Here is a 26553-nt window from a genome sequence, read left to right as displayed (position 1 = left end):
TATTTTTTTTATACTTTTCCCTGAATTGCATTCTCTTTTATTTTCTTTAACCTGCTCATTACCTGATTGGTTCCTTCTCCAAAATAATCATGCAGGGTTAAGTATTCATTATATAGCTCATCATATCGGACCGACCTATCTTCGTGAGGTTTATAAACATTAGGTATTTTGCTTCCCATAGCGTCCGAGGCTTGCTGCAATGTTTCATAGCAACCCGCTGCAACAGAACCATAAATTGCTGAACCCAATGCTCCTACCATAGTAGCTTCCGTAATAGATAATGGTATACGGGTTACATCACTGATTAACTGCATCAACCATTTATTTTTAAGCAATCCACCTGCTGCCACGATCTCTTTAATAACAACTCCGTGTTGTTTCATTGTTTCAATAATCTTACGGGCACCAAAAGCACAAGATTCCATCAGAGCACGATAAATATCCTCTGCACGGGTAGTAAGTGATAACCCTAAAACCATACCGGATAAATTATGATCACAAAGAATTGAACGATTCCCGTTATGCCAGTCTAATGCCAACAATCCGTGCTCACCAATTTCTTGTGTTGATGCTTTTTTTGTTAAATAATCATGAAGATTTAAGTTTTCATTTTTTGCCGATTCTGCGTATTCTTCCGGTACACAATTTTGAATATACCACGCAAGTATATCGCCAAAAGCTGATTGACCGGCTTCAAAACACCAGGTGCCATCGGAAACACCTCCGTAGGTTATACCCAGCATACCGGGAACTTCTTTAAATTCAGGTCCGGAAACAATATAACACGCAGAGGTTCCCAAAATTGCAGTCATAATTCCAGGTTCTACCGCTTTAATTGCTGCGGCGGTTACGTGCGCATCGATATTTCCAACGGAAACGGATATACCGGGTTCAAGCCCGAGTCTTTGAGCCCATTCCTGAGTAAGATTTCCACTTTTCGATCCCAATGGTTGTATGGGTGCTGACATTTTATCGATGTAAACTCTTCCAAAACCTGGGGATACCTTTTCTAGATATTCTGGATCCGGATATTTTCCATCCTGATAATGTCTTTTAAATCCGGAATCTGCACTGGCATATACTAAATTACCTGTTAAAAGCCAACTCATCCAGTCTAATGCATCTACAAAATGAACCGTGTTTTTATAAATTTCAGGGTCTTTTTCAAAGGTTTCCAAAACTTTAGGTAAAAGTAATTCTGAAGATAATAACCCTCCATATCGGGGTAACCAGGGTTCCTTCCTTTGCTTAGCAACCTCCAGTAAACGTTGTGCTTGTTCATTAGCTCCATGATGTTTCCATAATTTGGCATAAGCATGAGGCCGATCTGAAAATTCAGGATATTCACATAACGGTTTTCCTTGATCATCGGTAGCCAAAACTGTGGCTGAGGTAAAATCTATACCTATTCCAATTATATGCCTAACCACTACTCCGGAATTAAGTATTGCCTCCTGCGCTGATTTTTGAAAGGATTCGAGATAATCAGAAGGAACCTGTAAGGCAAAATCCGGGGGTAATAATTCATTTTTACTTACTGTAAGATGAGTATCCATTACTCCGTGCTTATATCTTACCGCAGCTGTTCCTTTTTCGAAACCATCACTGACTCTTACAACGGTAGAACGCACGGAAAGTGTTCCGAAATCTACTCCTAAAATATATTGATCTGACATTTTTGTGGTTTATAGTTGTTGTTTGTTTAATCTATTTTCTACATTTATTTCTCTCCTCCAAAAAATTTATTCCAAGGCATCTGTAAAGGTTGGTCATTAACAATAATATCGTATAAATGTCTTAATAAAGGAAAATCTGTGTCTTTAATAATGCCTCGTCTGGTTAAAGGTTCCATCGCTGCCCCTATAACCCTTATTGCCGCAACACCTTCCATAGTTACCCCTTTCATATAATGATCTCTTACTTCGGAAAAGGGTATTCCTGCTCCAACATATCTGCCTGCTTTTACATTTCTGCCGCCCATTGAGGTTACAAACATATCACCAGATCCTACTAACAAATGCTTAGGACTTAAAACATTATTATCTGACAATAACTCCATAAACTGGGTAAGTTCAACCTGTCCTTGGGCAAATACTGCTGAACCATAATTGAAACGAACATATTTTTCTCCCTGCTCATTGTTTTTATCTCTGATACCTTCGTTAAATCCTGCTGCAAATGCGTAAATATTTTTAGTTGCTGCAGCTACTTCCATACCTACAAAATCTGTGGATGTCCAAACATGATAGTAATCTGTACGAAATAACGCAGCTAACTTATTTAGAGAATCCTGATCTTCTCCACAAAAGACTACACATGTATCACGATGTACAGCAACTTCCCCTGCTATTGAAGGACCCACGACTGCAGACCAGGTAACTGATTCAACTAATTCTTTTGTAAAGTATTTTTTTATGATATCAGGAAGAATAAAAAGATTACCTTCCTGATCGGCCTGCATTCCTTTAGTAATAGAAAACACCATCATTCCAGGCTTAACTACTTTTGCCAATTGCTCTCCTACCCAGTCAACTCCAAACGAATTCACTCCTGACATAGCTACATCTGCTCCTTCAAAAGCTTTTTCAACTTCTTCTAATTGATATACTTTAACTGATTCAGGAATTTTCAATTCCAGATTTGGATGAATCCCCGTTTTTCTAATAGTATCAATAATATCTTTATCTAAATGTGTCCCAACTAAATGAACTTCATGTCCGTTTTCAGCCAACGGAAACGTTAAAGCAGTAGCCATTATACCTGCACCTAAAATAGCTATTTTATATTTTTCAGTTTCAACTGATATTTCATTTTCTTTCATTTCAAAATCTTTTTAAATTTTTAATTAACTATTGATTTACAATCAATTACAAATAATAAATAAGTTTTATGTATTATTTACAACAAAAATAAATAATAAAAAGCATATAATAGTTATGATTTAGAAATAAAAGCAAAATTTGTGAAATAAATCATGCACTAAGAAAAAAATAATATAACTTACTATAAATCAATTTTTTAATTAAAAAATGATTTAAATACACTAATTTAAATCTTGTTTATTATTTAAATAAAATGTAAGTATTTATTCGTAAAAACAATTTACTAATTTAAGATAAATTTAACTGTACTTTTATTTATAAAACATTAATAATTAATGTTATAAAAAACATAATAAATTAATATTATAAAAAAAGCTTATTTTTTATATATACATAAACATAAAATTTGAAATAAAAAAAAAATCAATAACCAAAATCATTACTAATTCGAAATTAAATTAAATTATTTTACGATATTGAAATATCACATACATCTAAACAAAAAAAACATATATCTAAGATATATAGTAATATATCATGTTTTATATTGAAAAATGTTTCTAAATTTGAGCTAATTATAAATAAAAAACAAAAAAAATGGAAAGAAATACTTTCGATTTATCACTAAAACGAAAACAACGCTTTAATGATACCCAGCAAGGGTATGATGTAGTTATTGTAGGAGGAGGTGTAAATGGACTAGGCACAGCCTGGGACAGTGCTTTAAGAGGAATGAAAGTTCTTTTAGTTGAAAAAGGAGACATTGGATCCGGCACCTCATCATGGTCAAGCCGAATGATTCATGGCGGATTAAAATATTTGGAAAAATACGATATTCCTCTAGTTCGTGAGTCTTTAAGAGAAAGAGAATGGTTAGTCAAATCTGCACCTCATCTGGTTCGTGAATTACGATTCATTATTCCCTTTTATAAACAAAATCAAAATTCACCTTTTATTCTCAGATTAGGAATGATAGCCTATGATATTCTTTCATTTGATAAATCATTAAAAAGCTTTGATTTTTTTTCGAAAAAAAAGATACTGGAGAAAGAACCAGGACTTAACCCCGATCAACTAACCGGCGGTTGTGCATATTCTGATGCTCAGGTTAATTACTCAGAAAGACTTTGTTATGAGATAGCTTTATCGGCCAGACAAGCAGGTGCAGAAATATTAACGCATGTTAAAGCGACCGATCTTGAAGTTAAACAAGGAAAAATAAAGGCGATTAAAATCAGAGATGAAATAAGCGGTGAAGAAGTGAGGGTCCCAACCCAAGTAATAATTAACAATGCAGGACCATGGATAGACGAAGTCTGGCCTAAAGATCATATTTCGCTACCCCGCATGAATGGAGGCACTAAAGGCACTCACTTAGTTGTAAATTCTTTTCCGGGAGCTCCTACCGATGCATTTTATTATGAATCAGATGACGCTCGCCCCATGATGGTTATACCTTGGAAAAACAGATATCTCATAGGCTCAACTGATATTCCATTTACAGGAAATCTTGACACAGCATCAGCTACTCAGGACGAATACGATTATATTTTACACGAAACCAATAAAGTTCTTCCTGAAGCACATTTGACCAAAAATGACGTAATCTATGCTTATACCGGCGTAAGACCTCTACCTTACAGCGAAGGAGCTAAGGTTTCTGATATTACCCGTAGACACAAAATTGTCGACCATAAACAAAATCAATTAGACGGCCTGTATACACTTGTTGGAGGAAAATTAACAACCTTCAGGCAGGTAGGAGAAGATTTCGGAAACATTTTATCTGAACGATTTCATAAAAATACAAAAAGCAGAACCAGAAAAATGAAATTACCGGGAGGTTCTATTTCATCTATGTATGAACTAAAAAAAGAAATTGAAAATACAGGTATTCCAGATTCTTTAGTCAATCGTATAGCAGACCAATATGGAAAACTAGGCATTAAGCTGGCCGAATTTATTATGGAAAAACCTGAGAGACAAGAAATAATTGACGAATCATTTGGATTAACCCACGGAGAAGTTGAATGGGCGGTAACTAACGAAGAAGCGTACAGACTTTCAGATGTAGTTGCCAGACGTATCATGACAGGATTAGAGGATGATTTAGGTCTCAATTCTCTTGAGGCCGTATCCGTAATTTGTGCTAACCTTTTAAACTGGGATGAAAATAGAAGACAGGAAGAAATAAATAGTTACAAAAATTATATTAAAAGACTTCAGGTGAAGTAAAAATCAATTAAAACTAAAATCAAACATAAATCACAAAAAATAAGTCAAAATTATGAAAACAAAAGTTGTAATAGGAATAGACATCGGTTTAACCGGCATGAAAGCGGTTGCTTTTGATTATCAAGGCAAAATTATAGCCTCGCAATCTGATTCTTCACCACATGACATGCCCAAACCACACTGGTCTGAAAGAAACGGAGAAGATTTTTGGGCTGCAGTCAGTAAAACTTTAAGACATCTTATGGGTAAACTGGAAATGTATGAAGTTACAGGTGTAGGATGCAGTGCTCATGGGGATGGAATCTGGATTTTAGATGAAAACAACCGTCCTTTAAGACCCGGTATATTATCTTTGGATACCCGTGCTTTTGAAACTTCTTTAAAATATTCAAAAAAAATAAAGGATTTGTTATCGGTAACCGGACAAGGTGCTTCACCCTCTTCCCCGGCAACTCTACTGGCATGGTTAAAGGAAAATGAACCGGAAACGTTAGCAAAAGCCCGATCATTTATGTGGGCAAAAGACTACATTCGCTTTCGCTTGTCAAGAACTATAGGAACAGATCTTACTGAAGCAAGTACATCGTTTTTTAATTATAAAAATCAGGACTGGGATAGTGAAGCCTTTAAACTTTATGATCTGGAAGAGCTGGAAGCGATAGCTCCCATTGTAAATCAACCTACTGATATTGTAGGAAAAATCGGATATGATACGCACATTCATACCGGTTTACCCGAAGGAATCCCTGTTGTTGCCGGTCTTCACGATGTAGATGCAGGTGCTATTGGTGCCGGAGCAACCCATCCGGGACAATTAGCTGTAATGGCTGGTACTTACAGTATTAATGAAGTTATTTCCGATGAACCCAAGGTTTCTGAAGACTGGTTTTGCAGAAGCTTTATAAAAAAAGGATTATGGATGAATATGGCTATATCACCGGCTTCATCTTCCAATCTTGAATGGTTTGTACAAACTTTGTGTCAGCAGGAACTAGATCTTGCCAGAAGAGCCGGAGTAGATCCTTATGGATTTGTAGATAAAGAAATTTCGGAAATTATAAATGATCCTTCCGACATTTTATTCTTTCCTTTTTTATATGGAAATCCACTCGATGTAGATGCAGATTCCTGTTTTATGGGAATGAGAGCATGGCATAAAAGAGGCCATCTGCTTAAAGCTATATATCAAGGCATTGCCTTTAATCATAAATACCATATAGATCCTTTAATTGAAAATTTCAAAGTTGATGAAATAAGAGTAGTTGGAGGCGTTACACGCAGTAGCATCTGGCCTAAAATGCTTGCCAGCGTTTTAAACCGCCCTATCTTAATACCGGAAGTTTCCGAAGGAGGCGCATTAGGTACCGCTATGATTGTTGCTGTTGGTATTGGTCAATATAAAAACCTTGACGAAGCAGCTAAAGCTATGGGTTCTAAATCTATTACCATAGAACCAGATCCAAAGATTCAGGAAAGTATCATTCCTGCATACGAAAAATATAAAAAATATATGAATCAAATTTATCCTCTTTGGAAAGATAAATGATTGAATTTATTCAGCAGGAGATGTTTAATATCTCCTGCTGAAAATTTTCATTTATCTGGTGATTGAATAATTAATTTTATTTATATAATTCTAAAATCTCATCCATGCACCTCTTCTTGATAAACTCAATAAACTTAATACATTCCTTAATCTTTCAAAAATGCTAATGCCGTATCATAAATACCTTTATAATCTATTCCGTAATATTTATAAATATCCTGAGGCTGAGCATTAATAACATTTTCATCCGGAATCCCTAAAATCTTCATCGGTACGGGATAATTTTGACAAACGATTTCAGAAACAATTGCCCCTAATCCCCCATAAATGCTATGCTCCTCTACCGTAATAATTTTACCGGTTTCTATAGCAGATTGAATTATCATTTCTTTATCTATAGGTTTTAGTGTGTGTATATCTACAACTTTAACAGAAAAACCAGCTTGTCCGAGCATTTCCGAAGCTTCTAAGCAATGATATACGGTTTCACCTGTACCTACCAACGTTAAGTCTGTTCCTTTTTTTAAAACTGAAGCCTTCCCTATCGTAAATTTTTCAAAGCCTTGATCATAAATTACCGGTACAGGATTCCTCCCCATCCGAACATATACCGGAAAATCATAATTTATCAAATTTTCTGTCATCCACCTCATCTGCACCGGATCACTCGGAGACAATATATGTATACCCGGAAAAGCCCGAATTGCAGCTATATCATGCAAACAATGATGAGTAGCGCCAAAAGGCCCATAACTAACTCCACCATTAACACCAATTATTTTAATCCTGGAATTTGAGTAAGCAACATCAACTTTAATTTGCTCTAAACTCCGGGAAGAATAAAAACAGGCAGGTCCACAAACAAAAACCTTTTTCCCGACAGATGCTATACCTGCCGCTACTCCAATTGCATTTTGCTCAGCAATACCTACATCTACTAACTGATCCGGTAATTCTTCAGCAAACTGATTGAGAGTTACGGTACCCGCAGCATCAGAAGTAACTATAATGATATCTTTATTTTGTTTAGCCAACTCTAAGATAGTTTGTGTAAAACTTTGGCGATTTGATTTCATTGTCTTATTCATGATTAATTGTAAAGCTTATAGATAATTAACTGATTTTCCCTTCCCATTCTTCAATACTTCTGGATATCTCTCTGACTGCCTGTTTATACTGAACTTCATCCGGTACTCCATGATGCCAGTGCAAAGCATTCTCCATATAAGACACCCCTTTTCCTTTAGTGGTTCGGGATATGATAAAATGCGGCTTTTGGATTGTATAATTAATTGAATCTAAAACCTTAATACAATCTTCTATCTTATCTCCGTTAACTTCTAAAACCTCCCATCCCATTGTTTCCCAACGTTCTTTTAATGGCTCAAGAGTCATTACTTTTTCCGTTGAATTACTAATCTGCAATCCATTTCTATCAACAATTGCAACCAGGTTATTTAACTTAAAGTGTCCTCCAGACATGGCTGCTTCAAAAACTGCACCTTCATTTAGTTCTCCATCCCCCATGACAACAAAGGTTTTAAAATCTTTATTGTCCATTTTCGCCCCTATAGCAACACCCACTCCTAAGGATAATCCATGCCCTAAAGATCCTCCGCTAAATTCAATTCCTGGTATTTTATTGGAAGGATGACCTGCCAATAAAGAATTAAATTTCCCATAGGAATTTAGCGTATCTGAATCAATAAATCCAAGGGATTCCAGTACACAATAAAGAGCTTCAACACAGTGCCCCTTACTTAAAATGAAACGATCCCTGTTTTCATGATCCGGATTTTGTATATCAAATTTTAATGTATGATAGTATAAGGCCGCGATCATATTTAGGACAGACAAATCACCACCTACATGACCCGACCTGGAATTATATATAACCTCAAGTAACCTCAAGCGCACTTTCTCGGTTTTAAGAGCTATTTTTGATATTTCATTTATTGAAAGCATATTTAAAAAATATTTTTGATAACAAAATTAATCAAAAAATACATAATAAGCTTAAAAAGCTATTTTTAAAGTATTTAAAAAAAAATATCTAATTAATTAATAAAAACACAAAAGTTTTGATTACTTTCGAAATGACAACAATCATTTCATTTACTTATGATTTGTAATTTATTTTAGTAATATTTGTAAGTAATAAAAACTTAGTAATCCGATAAATATGAAAGAGATAATTAATGATCCGGAAAATATAATAAGCGAAGTAATGGATGGCTTTATTAGTGCTTATAGCTACCTCTACGAGAAGGTTCCTGAAGTCAACGGTATTTTATTAAAAGAAAGACGTAAAGATAAGGTAACGCTTGTTATTGGCGGGGGAAGCGGACACGAACCTATGTTTGGGGGATTTGTAGGTGAAGGACTTGCTGATGCTGCTGCATGTGGGAATATTTTTGCTTCACCGGATCCCAACACCATTTATGAAACTGCAAAATCTGCACATGCCGGTAAAGGAGTATTATTTCTTTATGGATGTTATGCCGGAGATAATCTGAATTTTGATATGGCCGAAGAAATGCTTCAGGATGAGGGCATAAAAACTGCTCATATAAGAGTCTGGGACGATTGTGCTTCTGCTCCTATAGAACGTATAGAAGACAGGAGAGGTATTGCCGGAGATGTGTTTATGGTAAAAATTGCAGGTGCTGCCTGTGATGCCGGTCTTTCTCTTGAAGAAGTTGTACTGGTTTTGGAGAATGCAAGAAATAACCTTAGAAGTATAGGTATTGCTACTAAACCCGGAAAAATACCCGGTTTAGAAAAACCAACTTTTGAATTAAAAGATAATGAAATGGAGTTCGGAATGGGACTTCACGGAGAACCCGGTATCCAAAGAACCCAAATGAAACCTGCTGATGAACTGGTAGAGATACTTTACGGTCATATAACTAAAGATATGCCTCTTATCTCAGGCGATAATGTATGCATACTTGTTAATGGATTAGGTTCAACTACCATCATCGAAATGAGTATTGTTTTTAGAAAGGTTAGACAATTATTAGAATCTGATGGTATTCAGATTCACGATGCTGATATTAACAGCTATTGCACTTCTTTGGGAATGGGAGGATTTTCAATCAGCATACTTAAATTAGACAGTGAATTGAAAAAATATTATAATTCTCCTTGTTATTGCCCTTATTACGCTAAACAACAAAGATAAATATTTAGTTGTTTTTTGAGATTAATCAAATTTATCAACTGAATACGAATGATTTAATTATTGAATATAGATTATAATCTTAAATTTTTTATACTATGTCGTTAAATGTTATAAATACAAAAAAAGCTAAAGAAATGCTTATATATGTTGCTAATGAGATTATTGATAGTAAGCCATTATTAACTGAAATTGATAGTAAGATTGGAGATGGGGATCATGGTATCGGCATGTCGGGAGGATTAAAAAAAGCAAAAGAGAAATTAATGGCCTATGAAGAAACTTCTAATGTGTACGATGTTTTCAGTTTAACCGGTAAAACCATGCTGATGTCTATGGGGGGAGCTTCCGGAGTCATTTTTGGAAGCTTATTTCTTGCAGGAGCTAAAAATGTTTCTCCTAAAGAAGAACTAAATACCCGTGATGTGACAGAAATGTTTGACAAAGGCTTACAGGCAATTAAAGAAAGAGGGAAAGCCGAAGTTGGTGATAAAACCATGGTGGATGCTCTTGAACCTGCTGTAAAAGCAATGAAATCGTACGAGGATAACAATCTTTTAGAGATGTTTAAACTAGCTGAATCAGCGGCTCAGGAAGGTGTTGAAAATACAAAAAATTATATAGCCAAATATGGTCGGGCAAAATCACTGATGGAAAGGGCTATTGGTTATCAGGATGCTGGAGCAACATCAGTATGGATAATATTTAAATCTATGCGTGAATTTATTGAAAATGATTAATAAAAATTAATTAAAAATCATCCACAAACATGACAGAACAAAAAAAGATATATTTAGGTACCAATACAAAAATGTATAAAAATATATCGCAGACAGAAAGTTTTTTGAGAGAACTGAATCAACTTACTTCAGATATAGGCAGGGAAAAACTGGAATTATTTGTAATTCCTTCTTTCACAGCTTTAGCTAATGCAAGAAACTGTGTCCCTGAAGATAAAATTCTGATTGGTGCCCAAAATATGAACTGGGAAGATGAAGGACAGTTTACCGGTGAAATTTCGCCTCTGATGCTGAAAGAAGTGGGTGTTAACTTAATTGAGATCGGACATTCGGAAAGAAGACATATTTTAAAGGAAACAGATCAGGAGATTAATAAAAAAGTTTTAAGTGCTTTAAATCATTCTTTTAAGGCTCTTTTATGCATTGGAGAAACTTTGGAACAAAAAAATTTTCATACTAGCAATGAAATATTAAGAATTCAATTAAAAATAGGTTTACATGGAATTAAGGAAGAGCAAATTACTAATTTATGGATTGCATACGAACCCGTTTGGGCTATTGGTGTAAACGGAATTCCAGCGACTAAAGAATATGCCGCTGAAAAACATTCAATTATTAGGGATACTTTAAAAGAACTTTTCGGTTCTGATAAGGGAAAATCTATACCTATCCTTTATGGTGGAAGTGTTAACTTAGAAAATGCAAATGATTTAATTCAAATGCCAGACATTGATGGTCTTTTTATTGGTAGAAGTGCGTGGGATGCTAATAATTTTAACACCATTATCAGAAATGTTATCCCTTTATTTTATTCAAAAAAATAAACTTGAACGAAAAATTTAAAACAAGCTTGGTACATGGCAACATATCAAGCTTGTTTTAAATTTTCATGTTTATTACTACAACTTGTTTGCTGAGCCTAATACATCTTTAATTAAATGAATATAAACTGCTTTCATATCTTCTCTTGCTTTAGCCAAGTATAATCTAGGATCGTATTCCTGAGGCTTTTGTTCAAAAAATTCTCGTAAAGTTGCCGTCATTGTTAACCTACTATCAGAATCTATGTTTATTTTACAAACCGCTTGTTTAGATGCTTTTTTAAGTTGATTTTCCGGAATTCCCACAGCATCGTTTAGTTTCCCTCCGTATTTGTTAATTAATTTTACTTTTTCTTGCGGAACTGTGGATGAACCATGAAGTACTATGGGAAAACCGGTCAGCTTTTTTTCAATCTCTTCTAAGACTGAAAATGCTAATGGAGGAGGTTCCAGTATTCCGTTTTCATTTTTGACACATTGCTCTGCAGTAAATTTAAACGAACCGTGAGCCGTTCCTATAGAAATAGCTAATGAATCACAACCTGTTCTTCTGACAAAATCTATAACATCATCCGGCTCTGTGTATAATGAAAGTTTTGAATTTAAATACCCTTCAGCTCCTGCTATTACTCCTAATTCACCTTCTACCGTTACATCATATTTATGCGCATATTCCGTAACTTTTTGAGTTAACTCTATATTTTTTTCGAAAGGTAAATGAGAACCGTCAATCATTACTGAAGAAAAACCATCATCTATACAATTTTTACATAACTCGAAAGAGTCTCCATGATCCAAATGCATTGCGATTTGAGGTGATTCCAGCCCTAAATCCATTGCATATTTTACCAGACCCTGAACCATGTTGGGAACTAATTTAGCACCGATATATTCTCTATCACTTTTTAAAATCTGTAATATTAGCGGAGATCTGGTTTCAACAATCGCCTGAATGATTGCCTGAGCTTGCTCTAAATGGGAAAAATTAAATCCAGGAACTGCATAGCCACCTGCCAAAGCTTTTGACAACATTTGACGCGTATTTATAACGCCTAAATTTTTATAGTTTATCATTATCTCTGTTTTTAAGGTTTGTTTATTTAATCATTACTATTTAAATTTTTTCTCTGTTTTTAAAACAAAAAACCAACATTATAAATGATGGTTTTTTGTTTTCACACGTTTATATATAATAGATTGAATATTTTAATAAGGTGTTAAATCTTTTACTTTTTCTAATTGTAAGTATTTCTGGAATTCAATATTGTAATGTTCATGGTGTTCCTGATTAGGATAATATATGGTTGATATTTCCATTCCCATTTTTTCCTGAGCTTCCTGTACAGATTCATACACTCCGGCGACAACAGCTGCACACATGGCTACTCCTAAAGCACATGCTTCTCTTGTTGCAATTACTTTTATAGGCATACCTATAACGTCAGCCATTACCTGCATCACATAAGGTGATTTTTGAGAAATTCCTCCAACAGCAATAATTTCCTTTAATTCAACTCCATTATTTACAAAACGATCAATAATATTTCTCGCTCCATAAGCCGTAGCTTCAACTAAAGATTTATATACCAGGGGAGCAACACTTGATAGTGCTAACCCTGTTATAGTTCCCTTTAAATCATAATCCACATTAGGTGAACGTCTTCCGTTTATCCAGTCTGTAGCTATGATATGGCTATCTTTAGGCGGAATAACTTTTGCCTGTCTGGCCAGATTAGGTATCATTTCAGCATATACCTCATCTCTTAATTTCTGACGAGTTTCGGGATCACTGATATTAGACTTTAGCATAATATTATCCAGAGGCCACATTAAGAGCTTTTTAAACCAGGCATATAAATCTCCAAATGCTGATTGACCTGCTTCATAGCCTACCATACCTGGTAAAATAATATCATCGGCTTGTTGGGGTATACCGGGAACTAACTTATTTCCGGAACTTTTAGGTCCAACAGTTATAGCACATGTCGAAGTACCTACAATTTCAACCATTGCTTTATCTTTTACACCTGCACCGATAGCTCCTGCATGGCAGTCTAAATTACCTACAGCAATCAAAACCGACTTGGGTAACCCTAACTTATCAGCCCACTCTTCCGTAATAGTTCCCGCTGGTTGATCACAGGTATATGCTTCTTTATGAAATGTATCTACTAAACCGTCTAAAGCAGGATCCATAGCTTTGAAAAATTCATTAGGCGGATATCCACCCCATTCTTTATTCCACATTACTCTTGAACCGGCAATTCCCATTCCTCTCTTCATATCTTCCGGTCGGGTATTACCACATAATACTGCAGGAAGCCAGTCACTTGCTTCTACAAAAGAATGAGCTTTTTGACGAATTTCAGGCTTTTTAAATATATGCAATGCTTTGGTCCAGAAATGCTCGGTTGAATAATCTCCACAACCTGCAGATTTTGTATAGTCAATATGCCATTTTTTAGAAAAACTATTCAAATAATCGTTGTCTTTTTGTCCTGTGTGATCTTTCCAGAGTACAAACATAGCATCGGGATTTTCTTCAAATTCCGGAAGCAGAGATAAGGGTGTCCCTTCCTTATCAACGGCTACAGGTGTGGAACCTGTTATATCAACACTTATAGCTTTTACTTTGCTGGCTGCACCGGGAACTCTATTTAAAACATCTTTAACTATAAACTCTAATACTTCAATATAATCTTTAGGATGTTGTCTGAATTGAGATTTCACTGCATTGCAATACATTCCCTTTTTCCATCTTGGATATTCTTTTATAGATAATGCTAATTCTTTTCCGGTTTCGGCATCCATAAGAATTGCCCTCCCTGAATCAGTACCATAGTCCAAACCGATTACTAAATTATTTGATAATTCCATTTTTGTTATTTTAGTTTCTATTTTTGTGCTTAAAAAGCAACTAATATAGTTTGTTTGATAACTACCTGCCGCTTTTCATCAGTATAGTTATTATGTTAATTCTTTCACCTTTTCAAGTTGTCTGTATTTTTTATATTCATTATTATAATGCTTATGGTTTTCTTCATCTGGATAGTAAATTGTTGAAATACCCATTCCCATTTTCTCCTGAGCATCTTCCAAACGATTGTAAATTCCGGCTGCTACAGCTGCACACATGGCAACTCCCAACGCACAAGCTTCTCTCGTTGCAATTACTTTTATTGGCATACCTAAAACATCTGAGAGCACCTGCATTACATAGGGAGATTTTTGAGAAATACCTCCTACAGCTATGATTTCTTCAATTTCAATTCCATTGGTTATAAATTGTTCTACAATAGCACGAGATCCATAAGCTGTAGCTTCAACAATAGACTTATATAGTAAAGGTGCCGAACTGGAAAGTGTTATACCTGTAATTGTTCCTTTTAATGTATAATCTACATCGGGAGTACGTCTTCCGTTTATCCAGTCTGTTGCTATAATGTGACTGTCTTTTGCCGGAATTGCTTTTGCCTGACGGGCTAGTTCAGGAATCATCTTGTCATATACTTCCTGGATTACTTTTTGCTTTGTAGCTTCATCTATTGATTCTGTTTTAGCAAAAATTTCACGTAAGGGCCACATTAAAACTTTTTTAAACCAGGCATAATAATCTCCATACACAGATTGACCTGCTTCATATCCTACCATTCCCGGTATTACGGAATCATCTGCCTGTCCTGAAATTCCGGGAATCAACTGATTATCAGATTTTTTTGGCCCTACTATTATATCACAGGTTGAAGTGCCTATAATTTGTACAATCGCTTTGTTTTTAACTCCGGCACCAATACCTCCTGCGTGAGCATCTATATTTCCGGCAGTAACTTTAACATGAGTTGTAAGTCCTAGCCTTTCCGCCCATTCTTCTGTTAGTGTACCTATAGTTTCAACGCAAGTGTACACATCTTTTGAAAATGTATCTACAATACCATCCAATGCAGGATCCAAAGATTTAAAGAATTCATTTGGCGGGTATCCTCCCCACTCTTTATTCCAAAGCACCTTAAATCCAGCGGTGCATATATTTCTTTTTAATTCTTCGGGCTTATTTATTCCCACTACAACATTGGAAAGCCAATCACATGCATCTACGAAAGAATGACCTACTTCTTTTACCTGAGCATCAGTCCGGAAAACATGGAGGCATTTTGCCCAAAAATGTTCTGCCGAGTAGTTTCCTCCTCCTCCGGCATAACGTGTATAATCAATATGCCATTTTTTTGAAAACTCATTAATGTCATCACAGTCTTTGATTCCTGTGTGATCTTTCCAGAGAATAAACATTCCGTTCGGATTTTCTGAGAAATCATTTCTTAAAGCAAGTGGTGTTCCTTCTTTATCAACAACTATGGGTGTGGAACAGGTCACATCTATGGATAAGGCTTTTACCTTATTTTTAGAGCCTGGAACTTTATTTATTACGTCATTTACAATAAACTCAAGTACTTCTATATAATCTAAAGGATGTTGCCTAAACTGGTAATTCACCGCATCGCAATATAATCCTTGTTTCCACCGGGGATATTCTTTAACTGAAAGAGCTAGTTCATTTCCTGTTTCTGCATCCATAAGCATCGCTCTTGCTGAATCTGAACCATAATCTATCCCTATCACTAAATTATCTGATAATTCCATTTTTTTGATTTGTTTAGTTTTATTTTTGTATTGTATCGGATCTTATTGTCCGTAATAAGCATGATAACCATGCTTTCTGTCGTAGTGCTTGTTAATGAGAGCGTCTTTTAATCTTGGAGATTCAGGATTAATCTGTCTGGTTAGATAGGCCATTTTCGCAACATTTTCCAACACGGCACTATTATATACTGCTTTTTCTGCAGATTCTCCCCATGTAAAAGGTGCATGGTTTCCCACTAGAACCATTTCCATCTCCTGATGTTTAAGTCCTTTGTTTTTCAATATGTCCAGAATTTGAAATCCTGTCTGATATTCATAGTTACCTTCTATCATTTCATCACTCATTGGAGGAGCACAAGGTATATCTGAGGTGTTATGATCTGCATGCGTAGTCCCGAAAATCGGAATATCTAATTGAGCCTGAGCCCAGGAAGTAGCATAGGTACTATGTGTATGAGCTATTCCATTTACATCTTTCCAATGCTTATACAATACGGCATGCGTAGGAGTATCGGATGATGGTTTTAATTTGCCTTCAACCACATTTCCTTCAAAATCTACGATTACCATACTTTCAATAGTTAATTTTTCATAGGGTACTCCACTAGGTTTTATGGCAAAAACTCCTTCATTATGATCTGCTGCACTTACGTTTCCCCAAGTAAATAATACTAAATTTAATTTTGGTAATTTAAGGTTTCCTTCGTAAGCTTCTTCTTTTATATAACTATATTTTCCCATTTTATTTATTTATCTCTGGTGTATTCAATTAATTCTCCAAGTACTTCAATACTAGGTACAATTAGATCCAATTCAGGTTCTGCATTTTGTGCGTCTTCCAAAGTTGCCTCTCCTGTCAGAACCAAGACTCCAAATGCTCCTGCATTGTGAGCCATCATCATATCGGTATAAATTCGATCTCCTACCATAGCTATCTGCTCAGGTTTCAACTTTTTACTATTCAAGATCCCGTCTAACATCTCTTTTTGAGGTTTTCCTAAAACCAAATCAGGAGTTCTGCCTGTAGCTGTTTCGATACAAGCATAAATAGAGGCACAATCCACTAATACATTAGGTTGATCGGTTGGACATACCCTATCCGGATTAGTTGCTACATAGAGTACACCTTGTTTAGCCCACCAGGCAGCCCTGCATAATCTATCGTAGGTTAAAGTCATGTCAAAGGCCACGACTAAGGCATCTGGCACGTCTTCCGCTGAATCTGAGGTGGATATATAGCCTGAATTTTCAAATTGTTCTACCATACTGGGAGTTCCCAGAATGAAAAGTTTTTTTACTTCCGGATGTTCATTTTTAAGGTAATCAATTGTAGCTACAGCTGAAGAATACATTTCTTCTTCTGTTGCAGGTATACCTAATTTTTCAAGTTTTTTTAAGTAATCCGAAATACTTCTTGATGGATTATTGGTAAGAAAAGAATGACTGACTCCTATTTTTTTTAATCTTTCCAAAAAACTTATCGTATAAGGAAAAAGTGTTGTTCCGTTATAAATGGTACCATCCATATCCAAAGCAACATGTTTTAGTTTTTTTATTTTTTCCTGTAATTCGGGAGTTAATTGTTTTATATCTGTTATATAATTTTTCATTTGATAATCTGGACTTTATTTAAACCACATCCGTAATTGTTTAAATTACGGGATGCGGTTTACTTTAAAATATTAACCTTTTAAAACTCCGTTTTCACCGAATAATTCATTTACCCATTGGTCAAAATATCCGGCTCTGTAAGCAAAATCAAGAATTGTATATCTGCTCCTTATTTTATGCGCTCTATAGAAACTTTCTCTAAGCCTGTTTCTGTCTATTCCTATTTCTTCGGGCTCAACTGGTGCTCCTACAGCTGCCAAGCGTTTTTTAGTTTCATTATAAGGTATTACTTGTTTCCTAATACTTTCTTTTAACGCAGGCCAGTTATTTTTGATTTTAGTCAGCTGTTCTTTTAATTCTTCTTTGGATACATATTTATCTGTAGTCTGAGTTGTAGCAAAAGGATGAATGTCCGAACCTCCAAACATTTCATCTATCTCTTTTAACTGCTCTTCCAGCGAAGGCCATTTTTCTACTGCAGCATCAATATCCAATTCTTCTACAGGAGTTTTTAACATCAGTTCATACATGGCCGTAATTGCCAACGTACCTATACCAACTTTAAACCCATGAGAAGGAGCTTGTTCATCCTGATTGGGATATAAACCGAATTTTTTTGCCATTTCACCTTTGAAAGTATGATGTTCCATATCCCATAAATGACTGAACTGATGTTCAGATCCAGAGGCAGGTCTACTTACTCCTGCGCCCCACGATTCCATAGATTGCATTGCAAAACCTCCTAACATTAAACCTTCAGTTAATAATTCGATTGCTTTATGCTCTCCCTTTTTAGCTCCTTCCGGATCTTGTAATGCTTCAGCTAATCCATCCTGTACTATATTCCATGCACTGGTCATGGGTTCAATTCCTTTTTTAGGATTTTGTGGATCTGCCAATTCTGCTGCTAATAACCAATCTGCACCGGAAACAACTTTAGCGTATAAATCTGCATATCCTGAAGCAGTCATTAATGGTGGAGCATCTGCAATAATATCAATATCCGCAAGCAAAGCTTTTGGTGCTTCACAAGCATGAGTAATTTTAGCCCCTTTGTTAGTTATGGAAGCTCCTGCAGAGGAATAACCATCCATAGATGCAGCTGTTGCTACACACATATAAGACCTTTTAAGTTCTGAACTTGCTCTTTTTGCCAAGTCGTTTATTACTCCTGAACCTACGGCTACTGGCGTTACATCTTTATCTTTCAGATAATCTCTTATTTTTTCTACAAACACATAGTCTGCATATAAATTAGGATCATCTAATATATAAGGCTCCTCTCCTTCTAAACCAGCTTCTTTTAGAGCTTTGTGGACTTTTTCACCCGCTACTTTATAAGTATTAGGATCTGCTATCACTATGGCCTTTTTTCCTGGAAACTGTGCAGCAAATATTTCAGGAACTTTATTAATTATATCTGAGCCAATTTCTAAAAACTTAGTTTCGGTTGCCTGCTTCAGGGCTGAGGCTATACTTTCTTTTGACATTTTGTTTTTTTTAAGGTTAATATATTTAAAGGTCTATTAAAGTTTTTTGGCGTCTTCTATAAATTGTGCTAGTCCATTATCGGTTAAAGGGTGCTTTAATAACCCTACTATTGGAGCTAATGGAGCTGTTATTACGTCCGCTCCTATTTTCGCACAATTGATAATATGCATAGGAGATCGCACTGATGCAGCAAGTATTTCAGTTCTATAGCCATAATTATCATAGATAGTTCGTATGTCTTCTATGAGATTCAATCCATCGGTTGATATATCATCCAGACGACCTATAAAAGGAGAAACGTAAGTTGCTCCTGCTTTAGCTGCAAGGATTGCTTGTCCAGCTGAAAATACCAGCGTACAATTCGTTTTAATACCTTTTCCTGAAAAATATTTAATAGCTCTTATTCCATCATAAATCATGGGAATTTTAACCGTAATCTGATTATCAATTTTAGCCAATTCTTCACCTTCCCTAATCATTCCTTCATAATCTGTGGATAATACTTCTGCGCTTACATCACCGTCTACTATCTCGCATATTGCTTTATAATGCGCATGAATATTTTCTTTCCCTGTAATTCCTACTTTAGCCATAATTGAAGGATTAGTTGTTACACCATCTAATACCCCTAATTCCTGAGCTTTTTTTATTTGCTCTAAGTCTGCTGTGTCAATAAAAAATTTCATCTGATTAAATACTTATAGGTTTATAATTTTATTTTATACGATTACTTATCAGGTAATCTTTTTATATCTAAAAATTAGTTAGTGAAAATGTGCTGATAACGAATTCACGGATGGATTCATCAAAATATCCACCGATAACGCCATACAAAACTCCAGCGATAGATGCTCCGATAAGCGGAGCTATTGAAGCATACAAAAATCCATAGCCCCAATCACTTCCTCCTTTACCTTCAATTGGCAAAATCTGATGCGCCAAACGAGGCATCAAATCTCTGGCTGGATTTAAAGACCATCCTGTAATCCCACCAAATGCCATACCTATGGTAAATATCATGAAACCAGCAGGCAATGCTCCGATAGCTCCAAAACCAACGGTTCCGGCTGCTTCTCCTACACTTGCAGCACCTAAAGGTAGAGATGACATACATGAAACTATTAGCACAAGGAAAAATGTTGCAAGCATCTCTGAACTAAAATTGTTTACTGAATTATTCTCGCGTATTGATGAGCTGGTTGCAAATACCCCTAAAAGAGTACCCGGCTGATCTTTAGTGGCTTTAAAATGACCACGATAAACGAACCAAACGGTTATTGCTCCAAGAAAACATCCTATAAACTGAGCTACTACGTATGGCAATACATAAGCCCAATTGAATAATCCGGCTACTGCCAGACCTAAACTCACTGCAGGGTTAAAATGACCACCACTGTTAAAAGGTGAAGATATAATTACAGACATTGCAACTGCGAAACCCCAGGCAAGAGGCCCACTCAAAGCAGCTTTATTTCCGGCTCCGTAACTTTTATTTAAACTGAGATTCATGTTTATTCCACATCCGAAGGCTATTAGTGAAAAGGAACCTATAAGCTCCCCTACGAATTTTGTTGTTAATACTTGATCCATAATTTCAAATTTTTGGGTTTAGTTAAATTTTCTTTTTTATTAAATGATTAATACTTAATTTTAGACACAACAAATATATTTACTAAATCGAAACTAAACAATGATAAATCGCAATTTTTTTCATGACAGTTGACATAATTACGTAAGTGTTTAATTTCGAACATATAATACAAAAATACAAACAAAACATTAATAAACAATAATTTAACACCAAAAAAACATATTTTCTATTTCGAAAGCTTACTTATTTTTCATGTAAGAAAAAATAACTTTAATTTTTTTCATTGATATAAAATATATAATTTTGCGTTAATCTAAAAGCTTTTATTTTTTCTCTTTAACCTATAAACAAAATAAGAACAGTATAATTAATGAAAAATAATAATATAAACAATATAAGACAACAAGAAATATTAGATGAATTAAATTTAAATCATTACGTTTCCGTAACTGAACTTTGTAAAAAGCTAAACGTATCTGCTGTTACGATTCGGAAAGATTTAACTCATCTGGAAAAAATAGGCAAATTATATCGAACCCACGGCGGAGCCACAAGAGAATCTTTTATTGTTGAAGAGCGTCATATTAACAAAAAAGAAACTATACAGGTAGAAGAAAAAACAAAAATAGCCAAAGCTGCGCTCAACTTTATTGAAGATAATGATTTTATAATTATTTCATCGGGCACGACAACACAAATGATTGCTCAGGTGATCAGTAATAATTATGAAAAATTAACCATTCTTACTTCTTCTCTGAAACCTGCAATGCTACTTTACGGAAATCCTAATTTTGATGTGATACAACTGGGAGGTGACGTAAGAACCAAATCCGGATCTGTAATGGGGCCGTATGCAGAACTAATGATTAGCAACTATGCCTGTAATAAGCTTTTCATTGGAGGTGATGGATTAGATTATGAATTCGGATTATCTACATCAAGCACTATGGAAGCTAAAATGAATCAACTTATGATTAATAATTCAGAAAAAATTATTGTTTTGGCTGATTCAACTAAAATAGGAAAACGTGGATTTGGTAAAATTATAGACCTGGACAAAATACATGTCTTGATTACAGATGAGGGCATTTCTTCCAAAGACGTTGAAAAACTTGAAGATCTTGGCATTGAGGTTGTAATTGCCCGTTAGACGCCGGTCGAAAAGAAATTTTCATTCAAAATTATGGAGTTATCTGCCTTTTCAACTTCATATTCACCTATTTTTGCTCTATGTAAAGATGTAAGATATCCGCCAGTACCTAATTGATTTCCAAAATCGTGGGCTAAAGAACGAATATAAGTTCCTTTACTGCAATGTACTTCAAAGTCTACATAGGGTAATGCTATTTGAGTAATTTTAAAATCGTAAATAGAAATCATTCTAGCAGGAACGTCTACCTGCTCTCCTTTTCTGGCTAATTCATACAGTCGTTTACCCTCTTTTTTTAATGCTGAGAAAACAGGTGGTATTTGTTGAATTTCTTCTCCGATAAATTCATGAACCGCTTTGTTAATCATTTTTTCTGTCAAAAATTCGTAATTTTTTGAATTGATTTCCTCTGTCTCTGTATCGTACGATGGGGTTTGAACTCCTAATTTTATTGTGCCCGTATATATTTTTGAGGCATCCTGAATCTGCTGAATTTGCTTGGTTGCCTTTCCTACACACACAATTAATAGGCCTGTAGCCTTAGGATCCAAAGTTCCTGCATGCCCTACTTTAATTTTTTTTATATTAAAATGTTTGCGGATTCTCCATTTTATTTTATTTACAATATCGAAAGAAGTCCAATCTAATGGTTTATTAATTGAAAATATTTTGCCTTCCTGAAGTTCTTCTAATGAATACATAGAGTTAATGATATGGGCAAATATATTAAATAAAGCTGCATTTTTAGTATTATTTATAAATAGTTGTATTTTTGCACAAAGCAAATCAACCTTGTTGCTTCTATTTAATGGTAGAAGAGGAAAGTCCGGACACCATAGGATATCATAGCGGGTAACGCCCGTCCATCGTAAGATGAGGACCAGTGCAACAGAAAGAATGTACAGTTCGGCTGTAGTGAAATCAGGTAAACTCTATGAGGTGCAATGCTATGTATACCGGCGAATTAAGGGCTATCCGTCCAATGCCGGGGGGTAAGCAGTTTGAAATAAGGAGTAATTCTTATTCTAGATAAATAACAGGGCTTTTTTCAGCAATGAAAACTGACAGAATCCGGCTTATTGATTTGCTTTTTTTATTTTCAATGAATGAATTGTATCTAAAATTGCCCATGATGAATCTAAATAGCTTTGTAAAAACCCACGGACTAGGAAATGAATATATTGTTCTGGATGAAAATGCTATATCCTTTGAACTAAATCCAAAGTCTATATCCCGAATATGTAATGTTAATTTCGGTATTGGTTCGGATGGTATTTTATTAAAAACATCATCTTCACGAGCCGATATTGGTTTAAAAATATACAACCCTGATGGTTCAGAGGCTGAAAAAAGCGGAAATGGTTTACGAATTTTTTGTAAATATGTTTACGATTATCATATTGTTACTAAAAAACAATTTACTGTTGAAACTAAAGGAGGAATTGTAACGGCTGATATTATTGAAACTGAAAACGAAAGAGCGAAAATAATAACTGTCGATATGGGAAAAGCTATTTTTACTTCTCATTTAATTCCTACTCAGTTTAAAGATGAGGAAGTTCAAGATAAAATTATTTCAATAGATAATCATAATTTCACCATCAATTGTGTTTCTATGGGAAACCCTCATTGCGTAATTATTAAAGACGATTTGGTTGTTGAAGAGATTAAAGAATGGGGTCCGAAAATAGAAAATTATTTTATGTTTCCCAATCGAATAAATGTACAGTTTGCTAAAATAATATCCAGAAATGAGGTTCAAATTTTAATATGGGAAAGAGGGGCCGGATTTACTCTTGCATCCGGTAGCTCTTCATGTGCTGTTGCGAGTGTTTTAAGAAAAAAGAATCTTATTGATACCAATGTGACTATAAAAATGCTTGGAGGAGAACTCAAACTTGAGGTTAAAAATAATTGGGAGGTTCGTATGACGGGTGAAGTCAGACAAATTTGTGAAGGAACATTTCACCCGGAATTAATACAGGATTTACTTCTATAATTATTATTATTTTCTATATCATAATCTTCTGAATAGTTTCTAATAGTAAAAACAAGATTAACTGGTTAGTTTTTTAAGATTTCAGCCTTTATTAAAGGTATGAAAGGATTTTGTAAAAAGCCTGAAACCCGCAATTACTTAAGCGATAAAAACTTTTTTTTAGGCTATGATTTATTTTAACAAAAAACTATCCATTTTACTAATATTTTTAAAGATATTTGTGCTTTGAACTTTTTTGCAATTATAAAATGAAAATAAAATACCATGATTTAATCCAGCAGACTTTTGATTTTCCTCAGCCAGAGTTCAAAGTCGAAGATGGAAATTTATTCTTTCATGAAATCCCTTTAATGGAACTAATTGAAAAATTCGGAACTCCTTTTAAGTTTACATATCTCCCCAAGATATCACAAAATATACAACAAACTAAACGTTGGTTTAAAAAGGCTTTCAAAGAGAACGATTATAAAAACGATTATCGATATTGTTATTGCACCAAATCCAGCCATTTTTCATTTATACTGGATGAAGCTTTAAAAAATAAAATAAGCATAGAAACTTCTTTTTCTAATGACATGGAAATCATACGTCGTATGTATGAAAAAGGAAAGGTTACACAAGATATAGAAGTTATATGTAATGGTTTTAAAACCGATGAATATTTGCAGATTATTTCTGAAATGATTAATAATGGATTTTCCCATATTATTCCTGTATTAGATAATTTCCGTGAACTTGATCTTCTTTCAGACAGTATTGATACTAATTTTAATGTAGGAATCAGAATTGCTTCTGAAGAAGAACCTAAATTTGAGTTTTATACTTCACGTTTAGGAATTGGTTATAAAGATATTGTTCCTTTTTATGCGCAAAAAATTCAAAATCATCCGCATGCGCGATTAAAAATGCTGCATTTTTTCATTAATACGGGAATTAAAGATACTTCGTATTACTGGAATGAATTGTATAAATGTCTACGAGTGTATGCACGTTTGAAAAAAATTGCTCCGGAAGTAGATTCTTTAAATATAGGTGGTGGTTTTCCTATTAAAACGTCATTAAATTTTGAATACGATTATTATTATATGATTAATGAAATTGTTTATCAAATTAAGAAATTTTGTGAGGAAGAAGGTGTTGAAGAACCTACTATTTATACTGAATTCGGTTCCTATACAGTCGGTGAAAGCGGTGGAATCGTTTATAAAATACTGAACCAGAAAAGGCAGAATGACAGAGAAAAATGGAACATGATCAATAGTTCTTTCATGACCACTCTTCCAGACTCCTGGGCTATTTCGAGAAGATTTTTGATGCTCCCTGTCAACCGATGGGAAGATTCGTATGAGAGAGTTTTTCTTGGAGGGCTCACTTGTGATAGTGATGATTATTACAATTCTGAACAACATGTTAACGCCATATATCTTCCTATTTATAGTGAAGATAAACCATTATATATTGGTTTCTTTAATACAGGGGCTTATCAAGATGCTATCAGCGGTTTTGGTGGTGTTCACCATTGCTTGGTACCTCAACCGAAACATATTCTTATAAACAGAAATAAAGATGGAGAGTTTACCTATGAAGTATTCCGAGAAGAGCAAACTTATAAGGAAATTCTAAATCTTTTAGGATATTGATATTTTAATGAATAATAACTTAAAAAAAAATTAGTTTATAACTTATATACTGCATTATTTCTGTAGTTATATCAGATAAATGAAAAGATTAACCTTATTCATATTTATTAGCTTCTACTCATATTCTTATGCTCAGATGGGAGAGGAAATTTATACATTTATGAATATGACTGTATCTGCAAGACAATCTGCTTTAGGTGGTAATGCTAATTCGTCATGGGATAACGATCCTAATATGGCCATGTTTAATCCTGCAATGATGAACGAACGCATGCATAATCAGGCCGGACTTAATTATTCTTCATATTTAGCAGGAGTAAAATCAGGCTCACTTTCTTATGTATTTAATCCAGAGGAAAGCGAACATTTTTTTGCTGTTCATGGTAGATATATAGATTATGGTGATTTAAAAGGAGCTGATGAATCAGGAATTGCAACCGGAAATTTTTCCGCTAACGATGCTGCTGTAACATTGGGCTATGCTTATCGAATTTCTGATTTTTTTACAGTTGGAGGTAATCTTTCTTATGTAACCAGCAAAATTGAAAGATATAGTTCTTCTGCTATTTTAGCTGACATTGGAGTTGTTTTTCATGATATTGATTATTACACAACCGTTTCTGCCGTAGTGCGTAACTTTGGTAAGCAATTAACGTATTATAACGATAGAAGGGAAAAATTACCTATTCAGGCTAATCTGGGAATTTCTCAGAGATTTGAAAGAATTCCTCTGGAACTAAACGTTACGTTACATGATTTACAAAAATTCAATATATCTTCTCCTACAGATAAAAATGGACAGAAAGTAGGAGTTGGACGTAAAATTATAGATCACGTTTCTATAGGGGCAGAATTGTTCCCTGAAGCTGGATTTAATTTAAGAGCAGGATACAATTTTAAAAGAGGAAATGAATTAGCTATCGCTGATCAAAGATCCTTTGCTGGTATTACTGCTGGTTTTGGAATAAAATTTTCTTATTTCCGTTTAGATTATGCCTGGGGCAGGTACAATGCTGCTGGGAATACTCATACTTTTGGTCTTCGTATAGACATAGAAAATTTACTTGCTCCCAGATACGACTGGTAAC

22 protein-coding genes and 1 other RNA gene are annotated in these 26553 nt (G+C 34.7%); 10 read left to right on the top strand and 13 right to left on the bottom strand.

Annotated features, from left to right (window positions below):
* Positions 1–8: 8 nt before the first annotated feature.
* Positions 9–1676, bottom strand: a complete 1668-nt coding sequence (locus tag EOV51_RS08520; protein WP_128151827.1) for a ribulokinase — start codon at positions 1674–1676, stop codon at positions 9–11.
* Between the two features lie 44 nt (positions 1677–1720).
* Entirely contained in the window at positions 1721–2821 is a 1101-nt protein-coding gene (locus EOV51_RS08515) for an NAD(P)H-dependent glycerol-3-phosphate dehydrogenase (protein WP_128151825.1), read from the bottom strand.
* Positions 2822–3419: 598 nt separating this feature from the next.
* On the opposite strand from EOV51_RS08515, the gene EOV51_RS08510 reads away from it, so the two are divergent.
* Positions 3420–5057, top strand: a complete 1638-nt coding sequence (locus EOV51_RS08510; protein WP_128151823.1) for a glycerol-3-phosphate dehydrogenase/oxidase — start codon at positions 3420–3422, stop codon at positions 5055–5057.
* Between the two features lie 52 nt (positions 5058–5109).
* Positions 5110–6603: an FGGY-family carbohydrate kinase gene (locus EOV51_RS08505; protein ID WP_128151821.1), complete on the top strand. Its 1494-nt coding sequence runs from the start codon at positions 5110–5112 to the stop codon at positions 6601–6603.
* Between the two features lie 146 nt (positions 6604–6749).
* Here EOV51_RS08505 and EOV51_RS08500 read toward each other — a convergent pair whose 3' ends face one another.
* Positions 6750–7679 carry a transketolase family protein gene (locus EOV51_RS08500; RefSeq protein ID WP_128151820.1) on the bottom strand — a complete coding sequence of 310 codons (930 nt, stop codon included), beginning with the start codon at positions 7677–7679 and terminating at the stop codon, positions 6750–6752.
* Between the two features lie 37 nt (positions 7680–7716).
* Positions 7717–8568 (bottom strand): transketolase, encoded by an 852-nt coding sequence (locus EOV51_RS08495; RefSeq protein WP_128151818.1) that lies wholly within the window; start codon positions 8566–8568, stop codon positions 7717–7719.
* Positions 8569–8785: 217 nt separating this feature from the next.
* Between EOV51_RS08495 and EOV51_RS08490 the strand changes: the two genes are divergently transcribed.
* The 3 genes from EOV51_RS08490 to EOV51_RS08480 all read left to right on the top strand — a co-directional run bounded on the left by EOV51_RS08490 (position 8786) and on the right by EOV51_RS08480 (position 11348).
* Positions 8786–9787, top strand: coding sequence for a dihydroxyacetone kinase subunit DhaK (locus EOV51_RS08490; protein WP_128151816.1), 1002 nt, complete (start codon positions 8786–8788; stop codon positions 9785–9787).
* 95 nt (positions 9788–9882) lie between these two features.
* A complete protein-coding gene (dhaL, locus tag EOV51_RS08485; protein WP_128151814.1) occupies positions 9883–10524 on the top strand; it encodes a dihydroxyacetone kinase subunit DhaL in 642 nt (213 codons plus the stop codon).
* A gap of 29 nt (positions 10525–10553) precedes the next feature.
* Positions 10554–11348: a triose-phosphate isomerase gene (locus EOV51_RS08480; protein ID WP_128151812.1), complete on the top strand. Its 795-nt coding sequence runs from the start codon at positions 10554–10556 to the stop codon at positions 11346–11348.
* A 75-nt stretch (positions 11349–11423) separates the two neighbouring features.
* On the opposite strand, the gene EOV51_RS08475 is transcribed toward EOV51_RS08480, so the two are convergent.
* The 8 genes from EOV51_RS08475 to EOV51_RS08440 all read right to left on the bottom strand — a co-directional run bounded on the left by EOV51_RS08475 (position 11424) and on the right by EOV51_RS08440 (position 20675).
* Positions 11424–12419 (bottom strand): ketose-bisphosphate aldolase, encoded by a 996-nt coding sequence (locus EOV51_RS08475; RefSeq protein WP_128151810.1) that lies wholly within the window; start codon positions 12417–12419, stop codon positions 11424–11426.
* Positions 12420–12551: 132 nt separating this feature from the next.
* Positions 12552–14222 carry a ribulokinase gene (locus tag EOV51_RS08470; protein ID WP_128151808.1) on the bottom strand — a complete coding sequence of 557 codons (1671 nt, stop codon included), beginning with the start codon at positions 14220–14222 and terminating at the stop codon, positions 12552–12554.
* 90 nt (positions 14223–14312) lie between these two features.
* Positions 14313–15983, bottom strand: coding sequence for a ribulokinase (locus EOV51_RS08465; protein WP_128151806.1), 1671 nt, complete (start codon positions 15981–15983; stop codon positions 14313–14315).
* A 42-nt stretch (positions 15984–16025) separates the two neighbouring features.
* On the bottom strand, positions 16026–16724 hold the full coding sequence (locus tag EOV51_RS08460; RefSeq protein ID WP_128151804.1) for an L-ribulose-5-phosphate 4-epimerase: 699 nt from the start codon (positions 16722–16724) through the stop codon (positions 16026–16028).
* Between the two features lie 5 nt (positions 16725–16729).
* Positions 16730–17593, bottom strand: a complete 864-nt coding sequence (locus tag EOV51_RS08455) for an HAD-IIA family hydrolase (protein ID WP_128151802.1) — start codon at positions 17591–17593, stop codon at positions 16730–16732.
* A 72-nt stretch (positions 17594–17665) separates the two neighbouring features.
* Entirely contained in the window at positions 17666–19084 is a 1419-nt protein-coding gene (locus tag EOV51_RS08450) for a sn-glycerol-1-phosphate dehydrogenase (RefSeq protein WP_128151800.1), read from the bottom strand.
* 36 nt (positions 19085–19120) lie between these two features.
* Complete coding sequence (fsa, locus tag EOV51_RS08445) at positions 19121–19771, bottom strand: fructose-6-phosphate aldolase (RefSeq protein WP_128151798.1); 651 nt, start codon at positions 19769–19771, stop codon at positions 19121–19123.
* Positions 19772–19838: 67 nt separating this feature from the next.
* The gene (locus EOV51_RS08440; RefSeq protein ID WP_128151796.1) at positions 19839–20675 is read right to left on the bottom strand and encodes an MIP/aquaporin family protein; all 837 of its coding nucleotides are present in this window, start codon (positions 20673–20675) and stop codon (positions 19839–19841) included.
* Between the two features lie 371 nt (positions 20676–21046).
* On the opposite strand from EOV51_RS08440, the gene EOV51_RS08435 reads away from it, so the two are divergent.
* A complete protein-coding gene (locus tag EOV51_RS08435; RefSeq protein ID WP_128151794.1) occupies positions 21047–21826 on the top strand; it encodes a DeoR/GlpR family DNA-binding transcription regulator in 780 nt (259 codons plus the stop codon).
* Here EOV51_RS08435 and truB read toward each other — a convergent pair.
* Positions 21823–22527, bottom strand: a complete 705-nt coding sequence (truB, locus tag EOV51_RS08430) for a tRNA pseudouridine(55) synthase TruB (RefSeq protein WP_128151791.1) — start codon at positions 22525–22527, stop codon at positions 21823–21825. The genes EOV51_RS08435 and truB overlap by 4 nt on opposite strands.
* Before the next feature lie 77 nt (positions 22528–22604).
* Between truB and rnpB the strand changes: the two genes are divergently transcribed.
* From rnpB to porQ, 4 genes are all read left to right on the top strand, one after another.
* Positions 22605–22921, top strand: an RNA gene (gene rnpB / locus EOV51_RS08425) — RNase P RNA component class A.
* Positions 22922–22955: 34 nt separating this feature from the next.
* Positions 22956–23825 (top strand): diaminopimelate epimerase, encoded by an 870-nt coding sequence (gene dapF, locus EOV51_RS08420; protein WP_228427604.1) that lies wholly within the window; start codon positions 22956–22958, stop codon positions 23823–23825.
* A 248-nt stretch (positions 23826–24073) separates the two neighbouring features.
* Positions 24074–25465 carry a type III PLP-dependent enzyme domain-containing protein gene (locus EOV51_RS08415; RefSeq protein WP_128151787.1) on the top strand — a complete coding sequence of 464 codons (1392 nt, stop codon included), beginning with the start codon at positions 24074–24076 and terminating at the stop codon, positions 25463–25465.
* A 79-nt stretch (positions 25466–25544) separates the two neighbouring features.
* Positions 25545–26552 (top strand): type IX secretion system protein PorQ, encoded by a 1008-nt coding sequence (gene porQ, locus EOV51_RS08410; protein WP_128151785.1) that lies wholly within the window; start codon positions 25545–25547, stop codon positions 26550–26552.
* The last annotated feature ends 1 nt before the right edge of the window (position 26553 follow it).

This window comes from Apibacter raozihei (assembly GCF_004014855.1).
Classification (GTDB): Bacteria; Bacteroidota; Bacteroidia; order Flavobacteriales; family Weeksellaceae; genus Apibacter; species Apibacter raozihei.
This window is presented reverse-complemented; position numbering and strand designations above follow the sequence as displayed.